This is a genomic window from Rhizobium sp. NLR16a, from assembly GCF_017948245.1.
GTDB lineage: Bacteria > Pseudomonadota > Alphaproteobacteria > Rhizobiales > Rhizobiaceae > Rhizobium.
In genome coordinates this window covers 500913-519704 of sequence record NZ_CP072867.1, presented here as the reverse complement: position 1 = coordinate 519704, position 18792 = coordinate 500913, and the positions used below count along the sequence as shown (strand labels likewise).

General features: G+C 61.4%; 17 protein-coding genes and 1 pseudogene. 12 read left to right on the top strand and 6 right to left on the bottom strand.

The features are described from left to right. Positions 1-5: 5 nt before the first annotated feature. The 10 genes and pseudogenes from J7U39_RS24710 to minE form a co-directional block, all read left to right on the top strand. Positions 6-137: pseudogene (locus tag J7U39_RS24710) on the top strand (bifunctional methylenetetrahydrofolate dehydrogenase/methenyltetrahydrofolate cyclohydrolase); the annotation flags it as partial. 91 nt (positions 138-228) lie between these two features. Further along, positions 229-1362, top strand: a complete 1134-nt coding sequence (locus tag J7U39_RS24705; protein WP_210632429.1) for an aminomethyltransferase family protein — start codon at positions 229-231, stop codon at positions 1360-1362. 11 nt (positions 1363-1373) lie between these two features. After that, on the top strand, positions 1374-1979 hold the full coding sequence (locus tag J7U39_RS24700) for a dimethylamine monooxygenase subunit DmmA family protein (protein ID WP_210632428.1): 606 nt from the start codon (positions 1374-1376) through the stop codon (positions 1977-1979). After that, positions 1976-2941 carry a PDR/VanB family oxidoreductase gene (locus tag J7U39_RS24695; protein WP_210632427.1) on the top strand — a complete coding sequence of 322 codons (966 nt, stop codon included), beginning with the start codon at positions 1976-1978 and terminating at the stop codon, positions 2939-2941. The genes J7U39_RS24700 and J7U39_RS24695 overlap by 4 nt, the downstream gene beginning before the upstream one ends. 24 nt (positions 2942-2965) lie before the next feature. Then, a complete protein-coding gene (locus J7U39_RS24690; protein WP_210632426.1) occupies positions 2966-4006 on the top strand; it encodes a DUF3445 domain-containing protein in 1041 nt (346 codons plus the stop codon). Between the two features lie 104 nt (positions 4007-4110). Next, positions 4111-5448, top strand: coding sequence for an NAD(P)/FAD-dependent oxidoreductase (locus J7U39_RS24685; protein WP_210632425.1), 1338 nt, complete (start codon positions 4111-4113; stop codon positions 5446-5448). A 177-nt stretch (positions 5449-5625) separates the two neighbouring features. Continuing rightward, complete coding sequence (locus J7U39_RS32205) at positions 5626-6228, top strand: PAS domain-containing protein (protein ID WP_210632424.1); 603 nt, start codon at positions 5626-5628, stop codon at positions 6226-6228. Between the two features lie 208 nt (positions 6229-6436). Continuing rightward, positions 6437-7162: a septum site-determining protein MinC gene (gene minC / locus J7U39_RS24675; RefSeq protein ID WP_210632423.1), complete on the top strand. Its 726-nt coding sequence runs from the start codon at positions 6437-6439 to the stop codon at positions 7160-7162. A 31-nt stretch (positions 7163-7193) separates the two neighbouring features. Further along, positions 7194-8009 (top strand): septum site-determining protein MinD, encoded by an 816-nt coding sequence (minD, locus tag J7U39_RS24670; RefSeq protein ID WP_064684611.1) that lies wholly within the window; start codon positions 7194-7196, stop codon positions 8007-8009. After that, positions 8006-8266: a cell division topological specificity factor MinE gene (minE, locus tag J7U39_RS24665; protein ID WP_011428260.1), complete on the top strand. Its 261-nt coding sequence runs from the start codon at positions 8006-8008 to the stop codon at positions 8264-8266. Before minD ends, minE begins: the two co-directional genes overlap by 4 nt. A 59-nt stretch (positions 8267-8325) precedes the next feature. Here minE and J7U39_RS24660 read toward each other — a convergent pair whose 3' ends face one another. Next, complete coding sequence (locus J7U39_RS24660; RefSeq protein ID WP_207245844.1) at positions 8326-10695, bottom strand: DUF1989 domain-containing protein; 2370 nt, start codon at positions 10693-10695, stop codon at positions 8326-8328. Between the two features lie 249 nt (positions 10696-10944). Here J7U39_RS24660 and J7U39_RS24655 point away from each other — a divergent pair, with 249 nt between their 5' ends. Further along, positions 10945-12729, top strand: a complete 1785-nt coding sequence (locus J7U39_RS24655; protein ID WP_210632422.1) for an APC family permease — start codon at positions 10945-10947, stop codon at positions 12727-12729. A gap of 123 nt (positions 12730-12852) precedes the next feature. Here the strand turns inward: J7U39_RS24655 and J7U39_RS24650 are convergent, their stop codons facing one another. From J7U39_RS24650 to J7U39_RS24630, 5 genes are all read right to left on the bottom strand, one after another. Further along, the gene (locus J7U39_RS24650) at positions 12853-13614 is read right to left on the bottom strand and encodes an SDR family oxidoreductase (protein ID WP_207245846.1); all 762 of its coding nucleotides are present in this window, start codon (positions 13612-13614) and stop codon (positions 12853-12855) included. Positions 13615-13627: 13 nt separating this feature from the next. Next, on the bottom strand, positions 13628-14437 hold the full coding sequence (locus tag J7U39_RS24645; protein WP_210632421.1) for an ABC transporter permease: 810 nt from the start codon (positions 14435-14437) through the stop codon (positions 13628-13630). Then, on the bottom strand, positions 14437-15303 hold the full coding sequence (locus J7U39_RS24640; protein WP_210632420.1) for an ABC transporter permease: 867 nt from the start codon (positions 15301-15303) through the stop codon (positions 14437-14439). Before J7U39_RS24640 ends, J7U39_RS24645 begins: the two co-directional genes overlap by 1 nt. An 82-nt stretch (positions 15304-15385) precedes the next feature. Next, the gene (locus J7U39_RS24635) at positions 15386-16546 is read right to left on the bottom strand and encodes a spermidine/putrescine ABC transporter substrate-binding protein (protein ID WP_210632419.1); all 1161 of its coding nucleotides are present in this window, start codon (positions 16544-16546) and stop codon (positions 15386-15388) included. Next, positions 16506-17690 carry an ABC transporter ATP-binding protein gene (locus J7U39_RS24630; RefSeq protein WP_210632418.1) on the bottom strand — a complete coding sequence of 395 codons (1185 nt, stop codon included), beginning with the start codon at positions 17688-17690 and terminating at the stop codon, positions 16506-16508. The genes J7U39_RS24635 and J7U39_RS24630 overlap by 41 nt, the downstream gene beginning before the upstream one ends. A gap of 194 nt (positions 17691-17884) precedes the next feature. On the opposite strand from J7U39_RS24630, the gene J7U39_RS24625 reads away from it, so the two are divergent. Next, positions 17885-18739, top strand: coding sequence for a helix-turn-helix transcriptional regulator (locus J7U39_RS24625; protein ID WP_210632417.1), 855 nt, complete (start codon positions 17885-17887; stop codon positions 18737-18739). Positions 18740-18792: the final 53 nt, after the last annotated feature.

Genomic DNA, 18792 nt, shown 5'->3' with positions numbered 1-18792 from the left:
TCCGCGAGGTCTCCGAGGTCGCCGGCACCATCACGCCGGTTCCGGGCGGCGTCGGCCCGATGACCATCGCCATGCTGATGGCCAATACGGTCATCGCCGCCCATCGCACCGCCGGGCAGACGCCGCCAAAGTTTTGAGTGGAATGCCGTCTGGCGGGCTTGCCATGACGCGAAAGATTTATATAGTCAGGAAATAAATATTCCGTAGAGGAAATAAGAGGGAACGGAAATGGCTCTATCATGGCGTTTCTCCGCCTTGGCGGATCGGCATCGCGCACTGGGATCGAAGCTCGAGGACTGGAGCGGCATGGGAACCGCCTGGACCTACGAGAAGGACATGTCGGAAGAACATGTCGCCGTTCGCACCAAGGCCGGCATCATGGATGTCTCGGGTCTGAAGAAGGTGCACCTGGTCGGCCCGCACGCCATCGCCGTACTCGACTACATCACCACCCGCGATCTGACGAAGATCTATCCCGGCCGCTCGGTCTACGCGACCATGCTGAACGACCGCGGCCACTTCACCGACGATTGCATCGTCTATCGCACCGGCCCGAATTCCTGGATGCTGGTGCATGGATCCGGTTCCGGCCACGAGGAAGTCGTCAAACAGGCGGCAGGCCGCAACTGCGCGGTGCTCTTCGACGACGACCTGCACGACCTGTCGCTGCAGGGTCCGCTTGCGGTCGATTACCTCGCCAAATATGTGCCCGGCATCCGCGAGCTCAAATATTTCCACCACATGCAGACGACGCTGTTCGGCGCGCCCGTCATGATCTCGCGCACCGGCTATACCGGCGAGCGCGGCTACGAGATCTTCGTGCGCGGCCAGGACGCCGTCATGGTCTGGGACAGAATCGTCGAGGAAGGCAAGGAGATGGGCATCATCCCCTGCTGCTTCTCGGTCCTCGACATGCTGCGCGTCGAAAGCTACCTGCTGTTCTACCCCTACGACAATTCGCAGATGTATCCCTTCGCCGACCAGCCACCCGGCGACAGTCTCTGGGAACTCGGCCTCGACTTCACCGTCAGCCCCGGCAAGACGGGCTTCCGCGGCGCCGAGGAACATGCGCGCCTTAAGGGCAAGGAGCGCTTCAAGATCTTCGGCATGCTGATCGACGCCGACGGACCGGCCGATCTCGGCGACGAGGTCTTTGCCGACGGCAAGAAAGTCGGCGTCATCACCTGCCCGAGCTATTCGTCACTGACGAAGAAATCCATGGCGATCGTCCGCCTCGACGTTGACAAGGCGGTGCACGGGACGAAACTCGAAGTCCGCGGCAAGACCGTCGAGGCTAGCGCCACCGCCCATACGCTTCCCTTCGACGACCCGGAAAAGAAGAAAAGGACTGCCGTAGGTTAAGGAGCCCGCCAATGCTCGTCGCAGGCATCAAGAGCCGACCAGTCTATAAGGGCCTGACCATCCAGCCGCGCGCCCGGCAGCACATTTTCGCACTTGAGGGGGAGGGCGCCAAGGCTCTCCTCGATCAGCAGCCGGCGCTTGACGAAACGGCTCTTTCCCGCAGCGAGATCCTCTATGTCGCCCGCGGTTCTCGAGGCTCCGGCCTCGATGAACCCCTGCGCCGGCTCGGCGCCGACATGTTCTTCACGGCGCCGACGATCGCAACGCTGCTCTTCCGGTTGAAGGGCTCGCTCGCGACGGCTCACATGGGCACTCGGCTTTATATCTCCGGCACGGAGGGCTTCATCGGCCAGGCGATGCTCGTGGCGCTTGACTACGGCATGGACCACGCCTCCATCATCACCGAGCATCGCGGCTCCCTGGCCAGGCGGGTGCAATGCGTCCATTGCAAGGGCATCACGGACGACGTCACCACCAGCCCGTTCGCCTGCAGCCATTGCGGGCTGACGCTTCTTGTCCGCGATCACTATTCGCGGCGGCTTGCCGCCTTCCAGGGCGTCAACATCGACGCGGAAGAGCCCGGCAGCGCGCCTGAACCAGAGGAGTTGTTCCTTTGAGCGGTGGCACTGAAATTCCCGTGCGCGTAGCGCGGATCACTCTGATCGCCGAGCGCGTCAAGCGTTTCCGCTTCGAGCGCCTGGACGGAAAGCCGATGCCGTATTTTTCAGGCGGCGCCCATATCATCGTCTCGATGAACGATGGCGGCCATATGCGCCGCAACGCCTATTCGCTGATGTCTCCCCCGCACGACTGCGCGGCCTACGAAATCAGCGTGCTGCATGTCGAGGATTCACGCGGCGGCTCCGCCTTCATGCATCAGAAGGTCAGCGAAGGCGACGAACTGAAGGTCAGCTATCCTGTCAACCTCTTCCAGCCCGACTGGCGCGGGCGCAAGCATCTTCTGATCGCCGGCGGCATCGGCATTACCCCATTCATTGCGATGATGGCGCAGTTTTCCCGCGAAGGCGCCGCCTTCGAACTGCATTACGCCATCCGAACGCGCGACCGCGGCGCCTACTGGCGGGAACTCCTGGAGCGCTATGGTCCGCATCGCATCAAGATCTATTGCGACGCCGAAGGCAGTGGCATCCCGCTGACGCGTCTGCTCGACTGCCAGCCGCTCGGCACGCATCTTTATGTCTGCGGCCCCTCCGGCATGATCGACGGTGTGATGAAAGCGGGGCTCGATGCCGGCTGGCCGGAGCAGAACCTGCATTCGGAACGGTTCCTCTCATCCTTGCCCGGTAAACCCTTCACGATCGAGCTTCTACGCTCCGGCAAGACCGTGAAGGTCGGCCATCACGAAAGCATGCTGGAGGCGATCGAGGCGGCCGGCGTCGACGCCCCCTTCCTCTGTCGCGGCGGCGCCTGCGGTCAATGCGAAACGGCGGTCGCCGTCTGCGAGGGCAAACTGCTGCACAATGACGTCTATCTGACGAGCGAAGAAAAGGCATCCGGCAGCAAGGTGATGATCTGTGTTTCCCGCTTCGAGGGAAACACGCTGCATCTTGATCTCTAACGGCATCGAAAAAGGAGACCGGACATGGCAATCGCCTTCAAGCAAGAAACATTCCGGGACGATTTCAGTTACCGGAACAGCCCCGGGAACATCCGTCGTTTTCCGTTCCCCTTCGACCGCGACGAATACATGTATTCGGTCAACATGGAGCCGCATGTGCGCGGACGGGCGGGAACCGTCTACGAAAACTTGATCGATGTCGACGAGCATTACGTCGCCGAGATGCACGACCGAGCGCTGGTGCTGAAGGAAGATCCGCTGCGCTACCAGGCCCTGCCGCACATGATGAGCGCGCAGTGGGACACGCTCGAACTTTTGATGGAAGAGCAGGCAGCGGGCTACCCCGACCATTTCACCCTGATCCGCAACGGCGACCAGTGGCGCTGGATCAACCGCCCGCTCGGCATCGACGACAGCTTCACCTTCGGCGACGCCTCGACGCTGCCCTATGAGCCCTTCGAATATATCACCCGCCAGGCCCAGGGCGATTTCTGCATCGTCGATCAGCGCGACGGCAATCTGTGGATGGATGCCGGCATGGTGACGACGCAGGCCGACTGGTCGCTCGATTTCGACATCGGCATGAATTTCATGGAATGGCACGGGCCGGTGCCGCTCGCCCATCAGATCGGCGTCTTCGACCGGGCGCTGAAATTCCTTCTGAACCTGCAGCAGGGCAAGCCGACACGGCGCTTCAACTGGACGATGACGATCAATCCGCGGCTCGACACCAGCCCCGAGAATTATCACAAATGGGGGCCCGACCGCACGACGGTGACGCCGGAGAATGTGGGCGAGAAAGTGCATCTGCGGGTCGAGTTGCAAAGCCTCTGGCGACTGCCGCGCTCCAACGCCATCCTCTTCGTCATCCGCTGCTACCTGATGAACATGGAAGAACTCGTCACCGTCCCGAAATGGGCGCGGCGCTTCCCGCGGGTGCTGAAGACGCTGCCTCCGGAACTCATCGACTACAAGGGACTCACCCGTTACCGCGAGACGACGATTGACTGGCTTTCCAAATATGACGACGGGGCTCCGACCAGCCCCGGTATTTATCCGGACTGAAAGAAATGCCGTAACATTTTGAATTTCTGGGTACATCCTCCTTCGATTTCAATTCGAGGAGTTATCCAGGAGACGATGCCATATAATCAAGAGGGGAATGCTTCATGACAAGAGTAGCCGTCATCGGTGCCGGTCCGTCCGGGCTGGCGCAGCTGCGCGCCTTTCAATCGGCTGCCCAGAAGGGCGCCGAAATCCCGGAGATCGTCTGCTTCGAAAAGCAGTCGGACTGGGGCGGGCTCTGGAACTATACCTGGCGCACCGGCCTCGACGAATATGGCGAGCCTGTCCATGGCAGCATGTATCGCTATCTCTGGTCGAACGGTCCGAAGGAATGCCTCGAATTCGCCGATTATTCCTTCGAGGAACATTTCGGCAAGCCGATCGCCTCCTACCCGCCGCGCGCCGTGCTCTGGGACTATATCAAGGGCCGGGTCGAGAAGGCGAATGTCCGCCACTGGGTGCGCTTCAGCACGCCGGTGCGCATGGTCCGCTTCGATGAGGCCACGAAGAAATTCACGGTGACGGCGCATAACCGCATCGAAGACCGGATGTACGACGAGGAATTCGATTATGTCGTCGTCGCGACCGGTCACTTCTCGACGCCGAATGTGCCCTATTTCGAGGGCGTGAAGACCTTCAACGGCCGCGTCCTGCACGCCCATGATTTCCGCGACGCGCTCGAGTTCAAGGGCAAGGACATCCTGATCGTCGGCCGCAGCTATTCGGCCGAAGACATCGGTTCGCAATGCTGGAAATACGGCGCGAAATCGGTGACGACGAGCTACCGCTCGAAGCCGATGGGCTTCAAATGGCCGGAGAATTTCGAAGAACGGCCGCTGCTGACCAAGCTCGAAAACCGCACGGCGCATTTCCTCGACGGGTCGAGCAAGGAAGTCGACGCCCTGATCCTCTGCACCGGATACCAGCACCATTTCCCCTTCCTGCCCGACGACCTCCGGCTGAAGACGGCCAACCGCCTGTGGGCCGACAGCCTCTACAAGGGCGTGATCTTCGACAAGAACCCGCAGCTCTTCTATATCGGCATGCAGGACCAGTTCTATACCTTCAACATGTTCGACGTTCAGGCCTGGTGGGCGCGCGACGTGATGATGGGCCGCATCACCCTGCCGCCGGAAGAAGAACTGAAGGCGAATTTCGACATGTGGCGCGCCCGCGAGGAGACGCTCGAGGATGCCGAACAGATGATCTGGTATCAGGGCGACTATGTGAAGGAACTGCTCGCAGAGACCGATTATCCCTCCTTCGACATCGAGGGGACCAACCGGACGTTCATGGAGTGGGAACATCACAAGGCCGAGAACATCATGGGCTTCCGCGACCATGCCTACCGATCGCTGATGACCGGCAACATGTCACCGAAGCATCACACGCCCTGGGTCGAAGCGCTCGACGATTCCATGGAGGAATATCTGCGCAACTGATGGCGGATGCCGCATAATTTCTTAGATCCGAATCGATTTCGGGATAGAATCATGCTGCAGATTCAAGGTGCTACGGCGCCGCATGGTAGGAAGAGAGCCGTTCGTTGCGGCTCCCTCCAACGTTTAAAGTGAAGTGAGTAATCCAATTTGCAACTCCTCCTTTCGAGCGAGGCCTTCGTGGATTTTCAAACAAGCATTCTCGGGCGCATGAGCGGTTTTCTTTACCGCTGCCGCGCCGACGAAAACTACACGATGCTTGAGATGACCAACGGCATCGAGCGCATCTTCGGTTACCCCGCCGACGAAATCATCGGCAACAGGACACGGACTTTCACCTCAATCATGTACGAGGAAGACGTGCCTTTGATGGACGAGGTAGTGGGGAGGGCGCTCGAGAAGCGGACGGACTGGACGATGGAATACCGTATACGTCATGCCAGGGGTCATCTCGTCTGGGTGACCGAGACCGGTGGCGGAATCTGGGACGAGAAGGGTGAACTTCTCTATCTCGAGGGCAGCATCATCAATATCGAATCGCTCTATCAGCGAATCGACGAACAGACCGCCGACATGCGCGTCACAGCCTCGAAGACCAATGAGATCCTGCAGTCGCTGCGCTATCTCAAGCTGCTCGCCGTCAATGCGGGCATCGAGGCGGCCCGTGCCGGCACGGCAGGGTCAGGCTTTGCCGTGCTTGCCGCCGAGATGCGCACGCTCGCCAACTCCTCGGAAGAGGCCGCACGCGCCATTTCCAACGCGCAACGCAAGCCGGAAGGCTGAGCGCTACGAAGCAGCGGCAGAATTGCGGCTCACATCGAAAAATCCGCATCATTAACCGTCCCGCGCGGGACTAATATTATTTCTTTTCAAAAGGTTGCGGAACTCCCTCGGTTGAAAAATCTCGTCGCATTATCGGTATTGTTAGAGCCGCGTTAACTTTTTGTTAACCATACCGGCGGTAGACATGGTCAACGATTTCTTCACATAGATGACCAAAGTGCTAACAGACGCTCGCTCTATCCGCATCAAGGGCCGCTCTTTCCTGGCGGTCATGCTGTCCCCGGACCTGCCGATCGATGATTGGCTGACCAGACTGGACGATCTGGCTGCCCGTTCGGCCGGTTTCTTCCTCGGACGGCCTGTCGTGCTCGATCTGACGGACCTGCAAATCGACCGGCCGCAGTTGAAGGACCTCATCGCCGAACTTGCCAAGCGCAATGTCAGCATTATGGGGATCGAGGGCGCCCGGCCGTCGATTCTCGGCGCGGGCATGCCTCCGGCGCTGAAGGGCGGCCGCTCCGCCTCCGACGTCGAGGTTCAGCCGAATGAGCCTGCCGATCCGGTCACCAAACCAACGGCAACCGAGACCCGCCCCGTAACGACAACGCAATCCATCGTCATCAGGGAACCGGTGCGCTCGGGGCAGTCAGTGATCTTCCCCGAAGGCGACGTCACCATCGTTGGCTCGGTCGCCTCGGGGGCCGAGGTGATCGCCGGCGGCTCCGTTCATATCTACGGCGCGTTGCGCGGCCGGGCCATGGCGGGCTCCATCGGCAACGCATCGGCGCGGATCTTTTGCCGCAAGCTCGAAGCCGAGCTGGTGGCGATCGACGGCATCTACAAAATGGCGGAAGACATGGCCCCCAATCTTCGTGGACAAGCGGTTCAGCTCTGGCTCGAAGAGGACGCGATCATGGCGGAAAAACTGATCTGACCCGGCTGCGGCCACGGCAAAGGAGAGAGAAATGGGGAAAGTGATCGTCGTCACGTCAGGCAAGGGCGGGGTCGGAAAGACGACCTCGACCGCCGCATTGGGAGCGGCGCTGGCGCAACGCAATGAAAAGGTCGTCGTCGTCGATTTCGACGTCGGCTTGCGCAATCTCGACCTCGTGATGGGCGCAGAGCGGAGGGTCGTCTACGACCTGATCAACGTCATCCAGGGCGACGCCAAACTCACCCAGGCGCTGATCCGCGACAAGCGGCTGGAGACGCTGTTCCTGCTGCCGGCCTCGCAAACCCGCGACAAGGACAACCTGACGGCCGAGGGCGTCGAACGCGTCATCAACGATCTGAAGCGCTATTTCGACTGGATCATCTGCGACAGCCCCGCCGGGATCGAGCGCGGCGCGACACTTGCCATGCGCCATGCCGATGTCGCCGTCGTCGTCACCAATCCGGAGGTTTCGTCGGTGCGCGACTCCGATCGCATCATCGGCCTGCTCGACGCCAAGACCGCCAAGGCCGAACGCGGCGAGCGGATGGAAAAGCACCTGCTGCTCACCCGCTATGACGCCAACCGCGCCGAACGCGGCGACATGTTGAAGGTCGACGACGTCCTCGAGATCCTCTCCATCCCGCTCCTCGGCATCGTGCCGGAGAGCATGGATGTGCTGCGGGCGTCCAACATCGGTGCGCCGGTCACGCTGGCGGAAAGCCGCAGCGCGGCTGCGATGGCTTATTTCGATGCCGCGCGCCGGCTCGCCGGCGAAACCTTGCCGATCACGATCCCCGAGGAAAAGCGCAATCTATTCGGCAAGATCTTCGGACGGAGGGCAGCATGAATATCTTCCGTCTTTTCAACAAGCAGAGAACGGCACCCGCCGCCCGCGAACGCTTGCAGGTGCTCCTTGCGCACGAACGCTCATCGGCAGGATCGGACCTTGTTTCGCTGCTGCGCGAGGAAATCCTTGCGGTCATAGCAAAACATGTCGAGCTCGACCACGACAAGGTGCAGGTGACGATCGACCGCAACGAGTTTGTCTCCACTCTTGAGATCGACGTCGAAATCCCGCTGAACGCAGCCGTACAGGCCGCTTGAGGGCAATATCCGGGGGACGACGGACGGAACCGATCGTCGTCTCCCGAACACGAAGTGGGTTACGATCGCGGGCGCGTCTTCTGCGGATCGTAATGCGAAAGCGGCACGATCGTCGCCGGCAAACGCTTCTGGTGGCCGTCGAGCTTGCCGATCTCGACCTCGGTGCCCGGGCTCGCATGCATCACGTCTATGCGGGCGAGCGCGATCGTCTTGCCGAGAACAGGCGAGCGCGTGGCGCTGGTGACGACGCCGATCTGGGCCCGGCCGATATGGACGCAATCGCCATGGCCGACCGCCTCGTTCGCCTGGATATCAAGGCCGACGAGCAGATGGCGCGGATGTTCCTTGCGCCGGATCAGCGCCTCGCGGCCGATGAAATCGTCCTGTTTGGATTTCAGCGGCACGGTAAAGCCGATGCCGGCCTCGAACGGATCCGTCTGGTCGGTGAATTCGTGGTGGGCAAAGATCAGGCCCGCCTCGATGCGGACCATGTCGAGTGCCTCCAGCCCCATCGGCTTCAGCCCGTGCGGTTGGCCTGCCTCCCAGACGGCATCGAACACCCCCAGCGCATCCTTCGGATGACAGAAGATCTCGTAGCCGAGCTCGCCGGTATAGCCCGTGCGCGAGATCACGACCGGCGCCCCCTCGAAGCCGCCGATGCGGCCGACGGTGAAGCGGAACCATTCGAGCTCGCCGATCGCGGGCTGGCGCGGCGCCGTCCAGATAATCTCCTTCAGGATGTCGCGGCTCCGCGGCCCTTGCAGCGCGATATTGTGCAACTGATCGGTCGATGAGCGAACCCAGGCCTTGAAACCCTTCTTCTCGGCCTGCTGACGCAGCCATATGCCGCTGAAATCATCGCCGCCGATCCAGCGGAAGTTCTTGTCGCCGAGTCTGAAGAGGGTGCCGTCGTCGATCATGCCGCCGTTTTCGTAGCACATCGCGGAATAGACGACCTGGCCGGTCGAGAGTTTTCGCACGTCGCGCGTCAGGCAGTATTGCAGCAGTTCCTCGGCGTCCGGACCCGTCACTTCGAACTTCCGCAAGGGCGAGAGATCGATGACGGCGGCGCGCTCGCGGCAGGCCCAGTATTCCTCGACCGGTCCTTCGGACGAGAAGCGGTTCGGCAACCAGTAGCCGCGATATTCCGTATAGTCTCGCGTCAACGCCGAAAGGCGGGGATGGAAGGCGGTTTCGCGCGTCAGTTCGGCTTCGGCATCTGGGGTCATGCGATAGGCTACCGCTCGTGAGAATTTCTCTTTTCCGGAAAAGGTGCGGACGTGGATATCCGTCGGATCCCAGCCGTTCGCCGCATCGATATCGTCAGGGCAGGACGATGAGACGCAGACGAGATCCGTCAGCGCACGCATCAGCACGTAATCGCCGGGACGCGACCAGGGCTCGTCGAGATAGAGCTGGTTGTTGTGGTCGATATTGGTGTTGTAGAAATAGTTCAGCGCTTCCCAGCCCTTGCGCCCGGCAATGCCATAAGGCGCCAGCGCCGCGTTGAAATTGTCCGTGCAGTTGACGTGGCCGGGATAACCCATGTCGTCGTAATAGCGTGAATTGCAGGCAGTCGCGAAAGCGTCGTGGCGGCCGACCGTATCCTGGACGATCTCGACCAGCGGCTCGAAGTCGCGGTCGAAAGCCTTGGACGGCAGGCCGGGCGTGGGATAGCTGCGGCCGAGCAGCGTGCGGGTGACGGTCGAATCGAGCGCGAGATCGAGGCCCTTGTCGACCTTGCGGGCGGCAAAGGCCTGGAAATCGGTGCACTGGCGCCCATAGACGTCGATGATCTGAATGAATTCGCCGGCGCGCACGAAATAGGCGGCTGCGCTCGCCGCCCGGATGCGGATATCCTCGATCGGATCGGCCGCCGGCTCCGGCAGGGCGGAGGCATAGTCGCGGACCAGCAGGCTGCGCTTGATCCGGATCTCGATCGGCGTCGCCGTGTCCTGCGCCTCCGGCGACATGGCGCCGGCGGGTGCCGCAACGATCAGCAGACCCTTCACGGCAATCGTGAACTCCGCCCGGCTGCCCGGCGTCGATCCTGCCCCGAAGACGCGGAGCGCGCCGGCCGCTGCGAGATCGGCGCCGCGCCGCTGAAGTGCCGCGCGCGTGCGGGCAGCACTCTCATCCTCCGCCTGAAGAATGGCCTTCAAGCCCTCGGCTGAATTGCTGAATGCCGTTCCGAGACCGGCTGCCTGGAAGCGCCCTTTTTCGTCAAGGAAGGAGAGCTCACAAATCTGCCCGCCTTCGCTGTCGATGACGCTCACGCGGTCGCCCGGCTCCACGCGCACGACGACCGATCCGCCACCCTTTGCCCGGTAGCGTTCACTGCCCGCCGGCAGGGCGGGAATACCGGGGTAATGGACGAGGCTCGGAACGATCGTTCGGGGGCCCGGCATGACAGGATGAAGTTCTCGCATTCTACCCTCATGGGGGATCGGCATGCCCTTCAGCATACGCCCATACAGGTTACAAAATGCCTATGGAAAGTAAAGTCATATTGACTAAAAAGAAAATATCTTCACTATGCATCAAGAGTTCAGGCTCGGAGAATCCGTCGGGAGCGCGGATCGCCAAAATCATCCGAGCGCGCTCGAGACCGTCAGGGAGACACGTTCAGGGAGACGTACAGAGATACGTCCGGAACAATCGAATGGGGAATTTCGCCGATGACAGATATTGTGGAGGCCGGAATTGCATCCGGCACCGAAGGTAAGCTTATACGCGCGCTCGACTGGAAGGGCGCATTCTGGGTGGCCGCGGGCGTGCCGCCGCTCGTTCTCTTCTCCATCGGCGGCATCGCAGGCACGACGGGCAAGCTCGCCTTCGTCGTCTGGATCATCTCGATGGTGATGGGTTTCCTGCAATCCTTCACCTATGCCGAGATCGCCGGCATGTTCGGCAACAAATCCGGCGGGGCCTCCGTCTACGGCGCCACCGCCTGGCTGCGCTATTCGAAATTCATCGCGCCGCTGTCGGTCTGGTGCAACTGGTTTGCCTGGTCGCCGGTGCTTTCACTCGGCTGTGCCATCGCCGCCGGCTACATTCTCAATGCATTTTTCCCGATTCCGGCAGCCGATTCGCAAATGGTCCTCGACTGGATCGCCGCGCATGCCGCTTCCGTCACGGCCGACAGCCCCCGCGTCGCCGAATATATCGCAGCCCACGCCGGCACGACGCCTGACGATGCCGTCAAGGCGCTGCTCGGCGCCGACGGTGTTGCCGCTCTGACGCCGGCGATCCGCAACTGGTCGCTGGCAAGCTTCAGCATTCCCTACCTCGCCACCGCCAACATCAACGCCACCTTCTTCATCGGCGGCATCCTGATGCTGATCATCTTCGCGATCCAGCATCGCGGCATCTCGGAAACGGCTAGCGTGCAGAAATGGCTGGCGATCATCGTGCTGGTGCCGCTGCTGATCATCGGCCTTTATCCGATCGTCAGCGGCCAGATCGTTTCCGCAAATGTCACCGGCCTCGTCCCGCCGACGGCGGCCTATGCCGCCAGCGACGGCAGCTGGAGCAATGGCGGCTGGACGCTGTTTCTCGGCGGCCTGTATATCGCCGCCTGGTCGACCTACGGCTTCGAGACGGCGGTCTGCTACACCCGCGAACTGAAGAATCCGAAGACAGACACCTTCAAGGCGATCTTCTATTCCGGCCTGGCCTGCTGCCTGTTCTTCTTCCTGGTGCCCTTCGCCTTCCAGGGCGTACTCGGCCACGCCGGCATGCTGGCCCCCGGCATCGTCGATGGCACGGGCGTTGCCGAAGCGCTTGGCGGCCTGATCGGCGCCGGCCGGGTCATCACCCAACTGCTCGTGATATTGATGATCCTGGCGCTCTTCCTCGCCATCATGACGGCAATGGCCGGTTCCTCACGTACGCTCTATCAGGGTTCGAAAGACGGCTGGCTGCCGAAATATCTCGACCACGCCAACGAGCATGGCGCCCCGACACGGGCGATGTGGACCGATTTCGCCTTCAATCTCTTCCTTCTGGCGATCGCATCGGACGTCGGCGGCTACTTCTTCGTACTCGCCGTCTCGAATGTCGGCTACATCATCTTCAACTTCCTGAACCTCAATTCCGGCTGGATCCACCGGGTGGATTCCGGCCATATCGAACGGCCCTGGAAGGCGCCGAGCTGGCTGATCGGCCTCAACACCGTGCTCGCCTTCGTCAACGCGCTCTTCCTCGGCGCCGGCGCCAAGGTCTGGGGTTATTCCAACGCACTCTGGGTCGGATTCATCTTCGCCGCACTGATCCTGCCCGTCTTCGCCTATCGCCACTATGTGCGCGACGGCGGCAAGTTCCCGGCCGGCGCGATGGAGGATCTCGGCCTCATCGGCCAGGATCTCGGCGTCAGGAAAGCCGGCATGCTCCCTTATCTTGCACTTGTCGGCGGCCTCGCGATCGTACTGATCGCCAACTGGTTCTTCCAGCTCCCGGCTTGAATAGCCTCCCAAGCAGAAAAGCCGCAAGCCGCCATGGAAACATGGCGGCTTTTTCATGCCCTGATTCTGGGATTTGATCTGGATGAGGGTTGACCTAGTAGGGGGCAAACCATTCCACCACCGTCAAACAATGGTCTCGCCGCCGTCGACGACGAGAATCTGACCGGTCATGTAGGACGAACGGTCCGAGACCAGGAAGAGAATGGGCTCGGCGATTTCGGAAACATCGGCCCAGCGTCCGAGCGGCACCTTCTCAGCGACATAGGCCTCGATCGCGCCACGGCCGCCCATCTGGGCGATGAAGGGTTCGTTGAACGGCGTATCCACCCAGCCCGGGCAGAGCGCGTTGACGCGGATGCCGAACCTGGCGTAGTCGCCGGCCATCTGCCGGGTCATCGCGATGACCGCATGTTTCGTCGTCGTATAGGCGATCATCTCGCGATCGTAGAGTACGCCCGACGAGGAAGAGGTGTTGAGGATGACGCCGCGGCCCGCCTTCTTCATCAGCGGCATGACGAAGCGGGCCGCCATGAAATGCGCTCGGACATTCAGGCTCCAGGACCTGTCGAAACCCTCGACAGCCACCTGTTCCAGATCGCCCGCCACCTGTGCGCCGGCATGATTGTGGAGGATGTCGATTCGGCCATGACGTTCGGCGACCGCAGCGATGCCCGCTTCGAGCGCCCTGTCGTCGGTGACGTCGAGAACTAGGCACTCAGCCCTGCCGCCGGCGGCCTCAATCCGGTCGACGGTTTCGGCGGCACTGGCGGCATTCAGGTCGGCCACGACGACGAAAGCACCTTCTCCTGCCATGATCAGCGCGCCGGCCTGGCCGATGCCCGAGCCCGCTCCGGTGATGATCGCGACGCGATTTTCAAGAATCATTGGTGTTTCCCGTTCAGTTTGTTGTTTTCTCGCGCATCAGAAAGCGCGCGATGAGGATCAGTCCCAGCGATGCGACAAGCACCATCGTGGCGATGGCGTTGATCTCCGGTGTCACGCCACGACGGATCGAGGCGAAGACATAGATCGGCAGTGTCGTGTTCGAACCTGCGACGAAAAAGGCGATGATGAAATCGTCGAAGGAGAAGGTGAAGGCGAGCAGGAAACCGGCCAGGATTGACGGCAGGATCTGCGGCAGCACAATCTGGCGAAAAGTGGTGAAAGGCGTGGCGTAAAGGTCGCTCGACGCTTCGACGATGTCACGGCCGAGGCTGGCGATGCGTGCTTTGACAATCATTGCCACCAGCGCCATGGTGAAGAGGCCGTGGGCGGCGATGATCGAGCCATAGCCGAGTGATAGCTTCGGCGCCTGTTCGCCTGGCCAGACGGCGGCAATCAGCGGATTGACGAAGCCGAAGACCTCGACCAGCGCCACCAGCGTCGCAATGCCGATGACGACGCCGGGAACGACGATCGCCGCAGCGAACAGCCCGTCGAAGACCGCTCGCGCCCGGACGCCGAGCCGCTCCATGCCGATCGCCGCCATCGTGCCGAAAATGGCCGCCAGCCCGGCACTGGTAAAGGCGATGGTCAGGCTGTTCTGCAGCGCTTCCATCAGGAAAGTGTTCGCAATCGCCCTGCCATACCATTGCGTCGAGAAGCCGGTGAAATCGCTGGCATTACGGCCTGCATTAAAGGAGAACAGCACGACAAGCGCGATCGGCATGTAGAGGAACAGGTAGACTGCGGTGACCAGCGCGCGCATCAGACGAGATCCACTTGGCGGGTACCGGCAACACGCCAGGCGATGCGCATGGCGATCAACAGCACGATGACGACGACAACGACGAGAGTGACAGCGATTGCAGAGCCGAACGGCCAGTTGCGCGACTGCAGGAAGAGATCGACCAGCGCATTGCCGATGAAGAAGACTTTGCCGCCGCCAAGCAACTGCGGGATCAAATATTCGCCGAGCAGCAGGATGGTGACGAGGGCGATGCCGGTCATCACACCCGGAAGCGACAGAGGCAGCGTAATGCCGAAAAAGGTCGAAAGCGGCCGCGCGCCGAGATCGGCGGAGGCCTCCAGAAGGCGGCGGTCGAGCTTTTCGAGGCTGACATAGATCGGCATGATCATAAGCGGCAGGTAGCCGTAGACGATGCCGAGCAGCACGGCGCCCGGTGTGTTCAGCAGCCTGACGTCTTCGATGCCGACCATCTCCAAGAGATGCGGAATGCCGCGCGCGCCCAAGATGTACATCCAGGCGTAGGTGCGCACGAGAAGGCTCGTCCAGAAGGGCACGACGACGAGGGAGACCAGCAGCAGCCGGTATTTGGCGCTCGCCTTGACGGCCAGGTAATAAGCAACCGGATAGGCGACGAGCAGGCAGGCGAAGGCGCCGATCGGCGCAAGAATCAGCGTGTTCTTGAAGGCTGCGGTGCGCGAGCCGAGATTGGCAAACTGCGCAAAGGTAAAAGCCGCCTGATAACCACCTTCTGGCGCCCGCTCTCCGAAGGCAAAGACGATGATGGCGATGAAGGGCAGCACCAAGAACACGAACAGCCAGATGCTGGCCGGACCGACAAGAGCCGCGGTGACAAGGCGCCGATTTGTGGCAGGAGTAAAAGGCATCGAAAGGTTCTTTATCCGCCGATTCTAAGCACGAGACCGGCCCCTCGCGCCAAGGCGGCGGGGCCGGAGTTGGGCACGGCGATCAAGCCGACTTGAAACGCGCCATCAGCTCCGCCCGGCCGGGATCGGTCAACGTCACCGCCGCGCCGAATTCCAGCGGCGTCAATGAGGCCTCGTCCGGATAGACGATCTTGTTCGCGGTGATCTCCTTCGGCAGCAGTGCGATGACCCGGCTGTCGGTCGTCGGTGCGCCGTTGGCGACGTGCTCCTTGACGGCATTGGCCGGATCCATGAGGTAGTTGAGCAGCGCGTAACCCGCCGCCTTATTCGGCGCGTCCTTCGGGATGGCGTAATAGTCGGTCCAGATCTCACCGCCGTCGGTGCCGAGCACATAGGCGATCTCGGGAACGTCACGGTTGAGCTGCGCCCCGTCATTGGTCCAGCACATGGTGAGCCAGGCGTCGGTGGCGCGCATGGCCGGTTGGTAGTCGCTGTTGATGGCGAAAAGATGCGGTTTGACTTTAATCAGCAGTTCCTCGGCTTTTGCGAGTTCGTCTGCCTTGATCGAATTGAAATCGTAGCCGAGCGACACCAGCGCGCTGCCGATCGTCGTTAACTGATAGTCGTGCACCATGGCGCGGCCGTCGGCTTCCGTCTGGGCGATATCAAAGAAATCCTTCCAGCTCGAAAGCTTGGTCTTGATCTTCGCTGTGTTGACCGAGAACCCGGTGGTACCCCAGTTCTTCGGCACCGCGTAGGTCTTGCCGTCGATCATGCCTTCCCTGGTGAAGCGCGGATTTTCCGTCGCCGGGCTGAAATTCGGGATCTTGGAGAGATCGAGTTCGTCGATCAGGCCGAGCTTGTGGTGGGTGGAGATCGTGTAGTTGGTCGGCACGAAGAGCGACCAGCCGGAGGCGCCCGCCTGGAGCTTGGCCAGCATTTCCTCGTTGGAGCCGAAGACGTTGACCTCGACGGCAACGCCGGTCGCCGCCTTGAAATTCTCGAAGGTCGCAGGGTCGTGATAATTCGGCCAGGTGGCGATCGACATCTGGGTACCGAGGTCCTCGGCGTAAGCGGGCGTCGACAGCGCACCGGGGAAACGCGACAGCACGGCGGTCGCAAGTCCGAGGCCGGTGACGCCGAGGAAGTGGCGGCGGCTGACGGAGCCGCGTTTCAGGCGCATGAACTCGTCCATGAAGCCTTCAGGGGTAAGAGGCAGATGATCCTTGTAGTCCTTGCTCATGATGCTGTTCCCTTGTTCTGGTTTTTGCATTCGATGCTGAAGAAACTTGGGGCGAAGAAGCCTCGCCTGGAAAAATGTGGGCCATATCAGGATCGAAGCTGAGGAAGACCGCTTCACCTGGCTCGACCAGATCGCTCTCATTCATGCCGCGCCGGTCGGCGGTGACGAGGAAATCGCCGAGACCTGGAACAGTCACGGCATATTCGGCCGAGGAGCCGAGGAAGATGCGGTGCGTGACCGTCCCGGCAAAGGACGTGCTGCCGACCGCAGCCCGCGTAAGCCGGATTGCCTCGGGACGGATCGCAACGATGACGTCGCCCATCGTAAGGCCAGGGCGGCCGATGGCTGCAAGCGCCGAACCGTCGCCAAGGCGCAGCGTGCCACCGGCTTCCAGCGTCGCATCGATCCGGTTGGTCTTGCCGACGAAATCGGCGACGAAAAGATCGGCCGGGCGGTCATAGACCTCTTGCGGCGTGCCGAGCTGACGAATGCGGCCGGCGCTCATGACGCAGACGACGTCCGCCATCGACAGCGCTTCTTCCTGATCGTGGGTGACGAGCACGAAGGTGATGCCGAGCTCGCGCTGCAGCGTCTGCAATTCGATCTGCATGGCCGAGCGCAGTTTCTTGTCGAGCGCGGCCAGCGGCTCGTCAAGCAGCAGTACCGAAGGCCGGTTGACGATCGCGCGCGCCAGCGCCACCCGCTGCTGTTGGCCGCCGGACATCTCGTGGATGCGCCGCTTGGCGAACCCGCCGAGACGCACCATCTCGAGCGCCTCTGCCGCGCGGCGATTGATCTCGGCCTCCGCAAGCCTTGGTCGCATCTGCCGCAAGCCATAGGCGACGTTCTGTTCGACGTTGAAATGCGGAAACAGAGCATAATGCTGGAAGACCATGTTGACGGGGCGGCGATAGGCCGGAACGCCGTTCATCTGCCGCCCGTTGATCAGCACGGAGCCCTCGCTCGGCTGCTCGAAGCCGCCGATCATGCGCAGACACGTGGTCTTGCCACAGCCGGACGGGCCGAGCAGAGCGAGGAAAGCGCCCTTCGGTACATTCAGGTTTATGTCGGTCACGGCGGTCACCGCGCCATAATTCTTGGTGACCGAACGGAATTCGATATCGTTCGTCGAAGCGGATGCCACGCGTCTGTTCCCTGCGGTTGGTTGGGATGGGCAGTCTAGCGCTGCCTTTTTGCCACCGTCGTTGGACAAAGAGTAAGCCCGGGCCCTCGGCGCGGTATATACCCCGAAAGAGGTATTCTGCCTCACATCTCTTCGTGGAAGGTGTATATGAAACTCAGAGTATTCCTGCTGAGGCGGTTTTGGGGAGGCTATCGATGAGCATCGATCTCGAGGCGCTGTTTCAGGCTTTCGACGTCACCGTCGGAAAGGCCGCCATGGCGGATGCGGAGTTTGGAGAGACGTTCCGCCGGATGATGGCGGCGCTGGTGCGCTTCGATTATGTCGTGGTTTTTGCCTATCGCGGCAAGGAGCGACCGATCGATCTCTATAGCACCTTCGATCCAGACGAAAACGTCGTTTTCGTCACCCTCTATCAGGTCGGTCCCTACCTGCTCGATCCATTTTACCATACCGCCCGCGCACGCCGTCCGGGGGTCTTCCGCATGCGCGAACTCGCGCCCGACCGTTTCTTCTCCAGCGAATATTACCGGAGCTACTATGTCCAGACGGGACTTGCCGAGGAGATCGGCTTCTTCGTGACACTCGACGACGACATCACCGTCGTGCTGTCGCTGATGCGCCGGGAAAAGACCGGCCCGTTTCCACCGGCTGAATTCGCGCTTCTGAAAAAGGCCGAACCTTTGGTGGCGAGCCTTGTCCGGCATTTCTGGCCGGGGCTCGGCGTCCGCTTCGACGCGCAACGCGATGCCGGCTTGAGAAAGGGAAGGAAAAGCGGTGCGGCGGCGCAGGCGCTGCAGCCGGCCGACACTGTCTGGCGTGACCTCAAGTTGACGAGCCGCGAAACCGCGATCGTCGATCTGGTATTGCAAGGACATTCCTCGGAATCGATCGGCCTCAGGCTCAACATCTCGACGGGCACGGTGAAGGTCCATCGCCGCAACGTCTATCGCAAGCTGGGCATCTCCTCGCAGACGCAGCTTTTGTCAATCTACCTGAAGACATTCGGCAGCGCCGGCGACCGACCAGCAGCCCAAAGAACGAGTCAATAGGCCTCGGACCGGACAGCCTGTCCGCTTCGGCATGAAGCAGACAGGCTTCGTTC

Excerpts from the sequence above, each read along its gene's own strand:
- J7U39_RS24700 (WP_210632428.1), top strand. The coding sequence starts at position 1,374 with ATGCTCGTCGCAGGCATCAAGAGCCGACCAGTCTATAAGGGCCTGACC.
- J7U39_RS24645 (WP_210632421.1), bottom strand. The coding sequence starts at position 14,437 with ATGCGCGCGCTGGTCACCGCAGTCTACCTGTTCCTCTACATGCCGATC.
- minC (WP_210632423.1), top strand. The coding sequence starts at position 6,437 with ATGACCAAAGTGCTAACAGACGCTCGCTCTATCCGCATCAAGGGCCGC.
- J7U39_RS24705 (WP_210632429.1), top strand. The coding sequence starts at position 229 with ATGGCTCTATCATGGCGTTTCTCCGCCTTGGCGGATCGGCATCGCGCA.
- J7U39_RS24650 (WP_207245846.1), bottom strand. The coding sequence starts at position 13,614 with ATGATTCTTGAAAATCGCGTCGCGATCATCACCGGAGCGGGCTCGGGC.
- J7U39_RS24635 (WP_210632419.1), bottom strand. The coding sequence starts at position 16,546 with ATGAGCAAGGACTACAAGGATCATCTGCCTCTTACCCCTGAAGGCTTC.
- minE (WP_011428260.1), top strand. The coding sequence starts at position 8,006 with ATGAATATCTTCCGTCTTTTCAACAAGCAGAGAACGGCACCCGCCGCC.
- J7U39_RS24685 (WP_210632425.1), top strand. The coding sequence starts at position 4,111 with ATGACAAGAGTAGCCGTCATCGGTGCCGGTCCGTCCGGGCTGGCGCAG.
- J7U39_RS24690 (WP_210632426.1), top strand. The coding sequence starts at position 2,966 with ATGGCAATCGCCTTCAAGCAAGAAACATTCCGGGACGATTTCAGTTAC.
- minD (WP_064684611.1), top strand. The coding sequence starts at position 7,194 with ATGGGGAAAGTGATCGTCGTCACGTCAGGCAAGGGCGGGGTCGGAAAG.
- J7U39_RS24640 (WP_210632420.1), bottom strand. The coding sequence starts at position 15,303 with ATGCCTTTTACTCCTGCCACAAATCGGCGCCTTGTCACCGCGGCTCTT.
- J7U39_RS24655 (WP_210632422.1), top strand. The coding sequence starts at position 10,945 with ATGACAGATATTGTGGAGGCCGGAATTGCATCCGGCACCGAAGGTAAG.
- J7U39_RS24660 (WP_207245844.1), bottom strand. The coding sequence starts at position 10,695 with ATGCGAGAACTTCATCCTGTCATGCCGGGCCCCCGAACGATCGTTCCG.
- J7U39_RS24625 (WP_210632417.1), top strand. The coding sequence starts at position 17,885 with ATGAGCATCGATCTCGAGGCGCTGTTTCAGGCTTTCGACGTCACCGTC.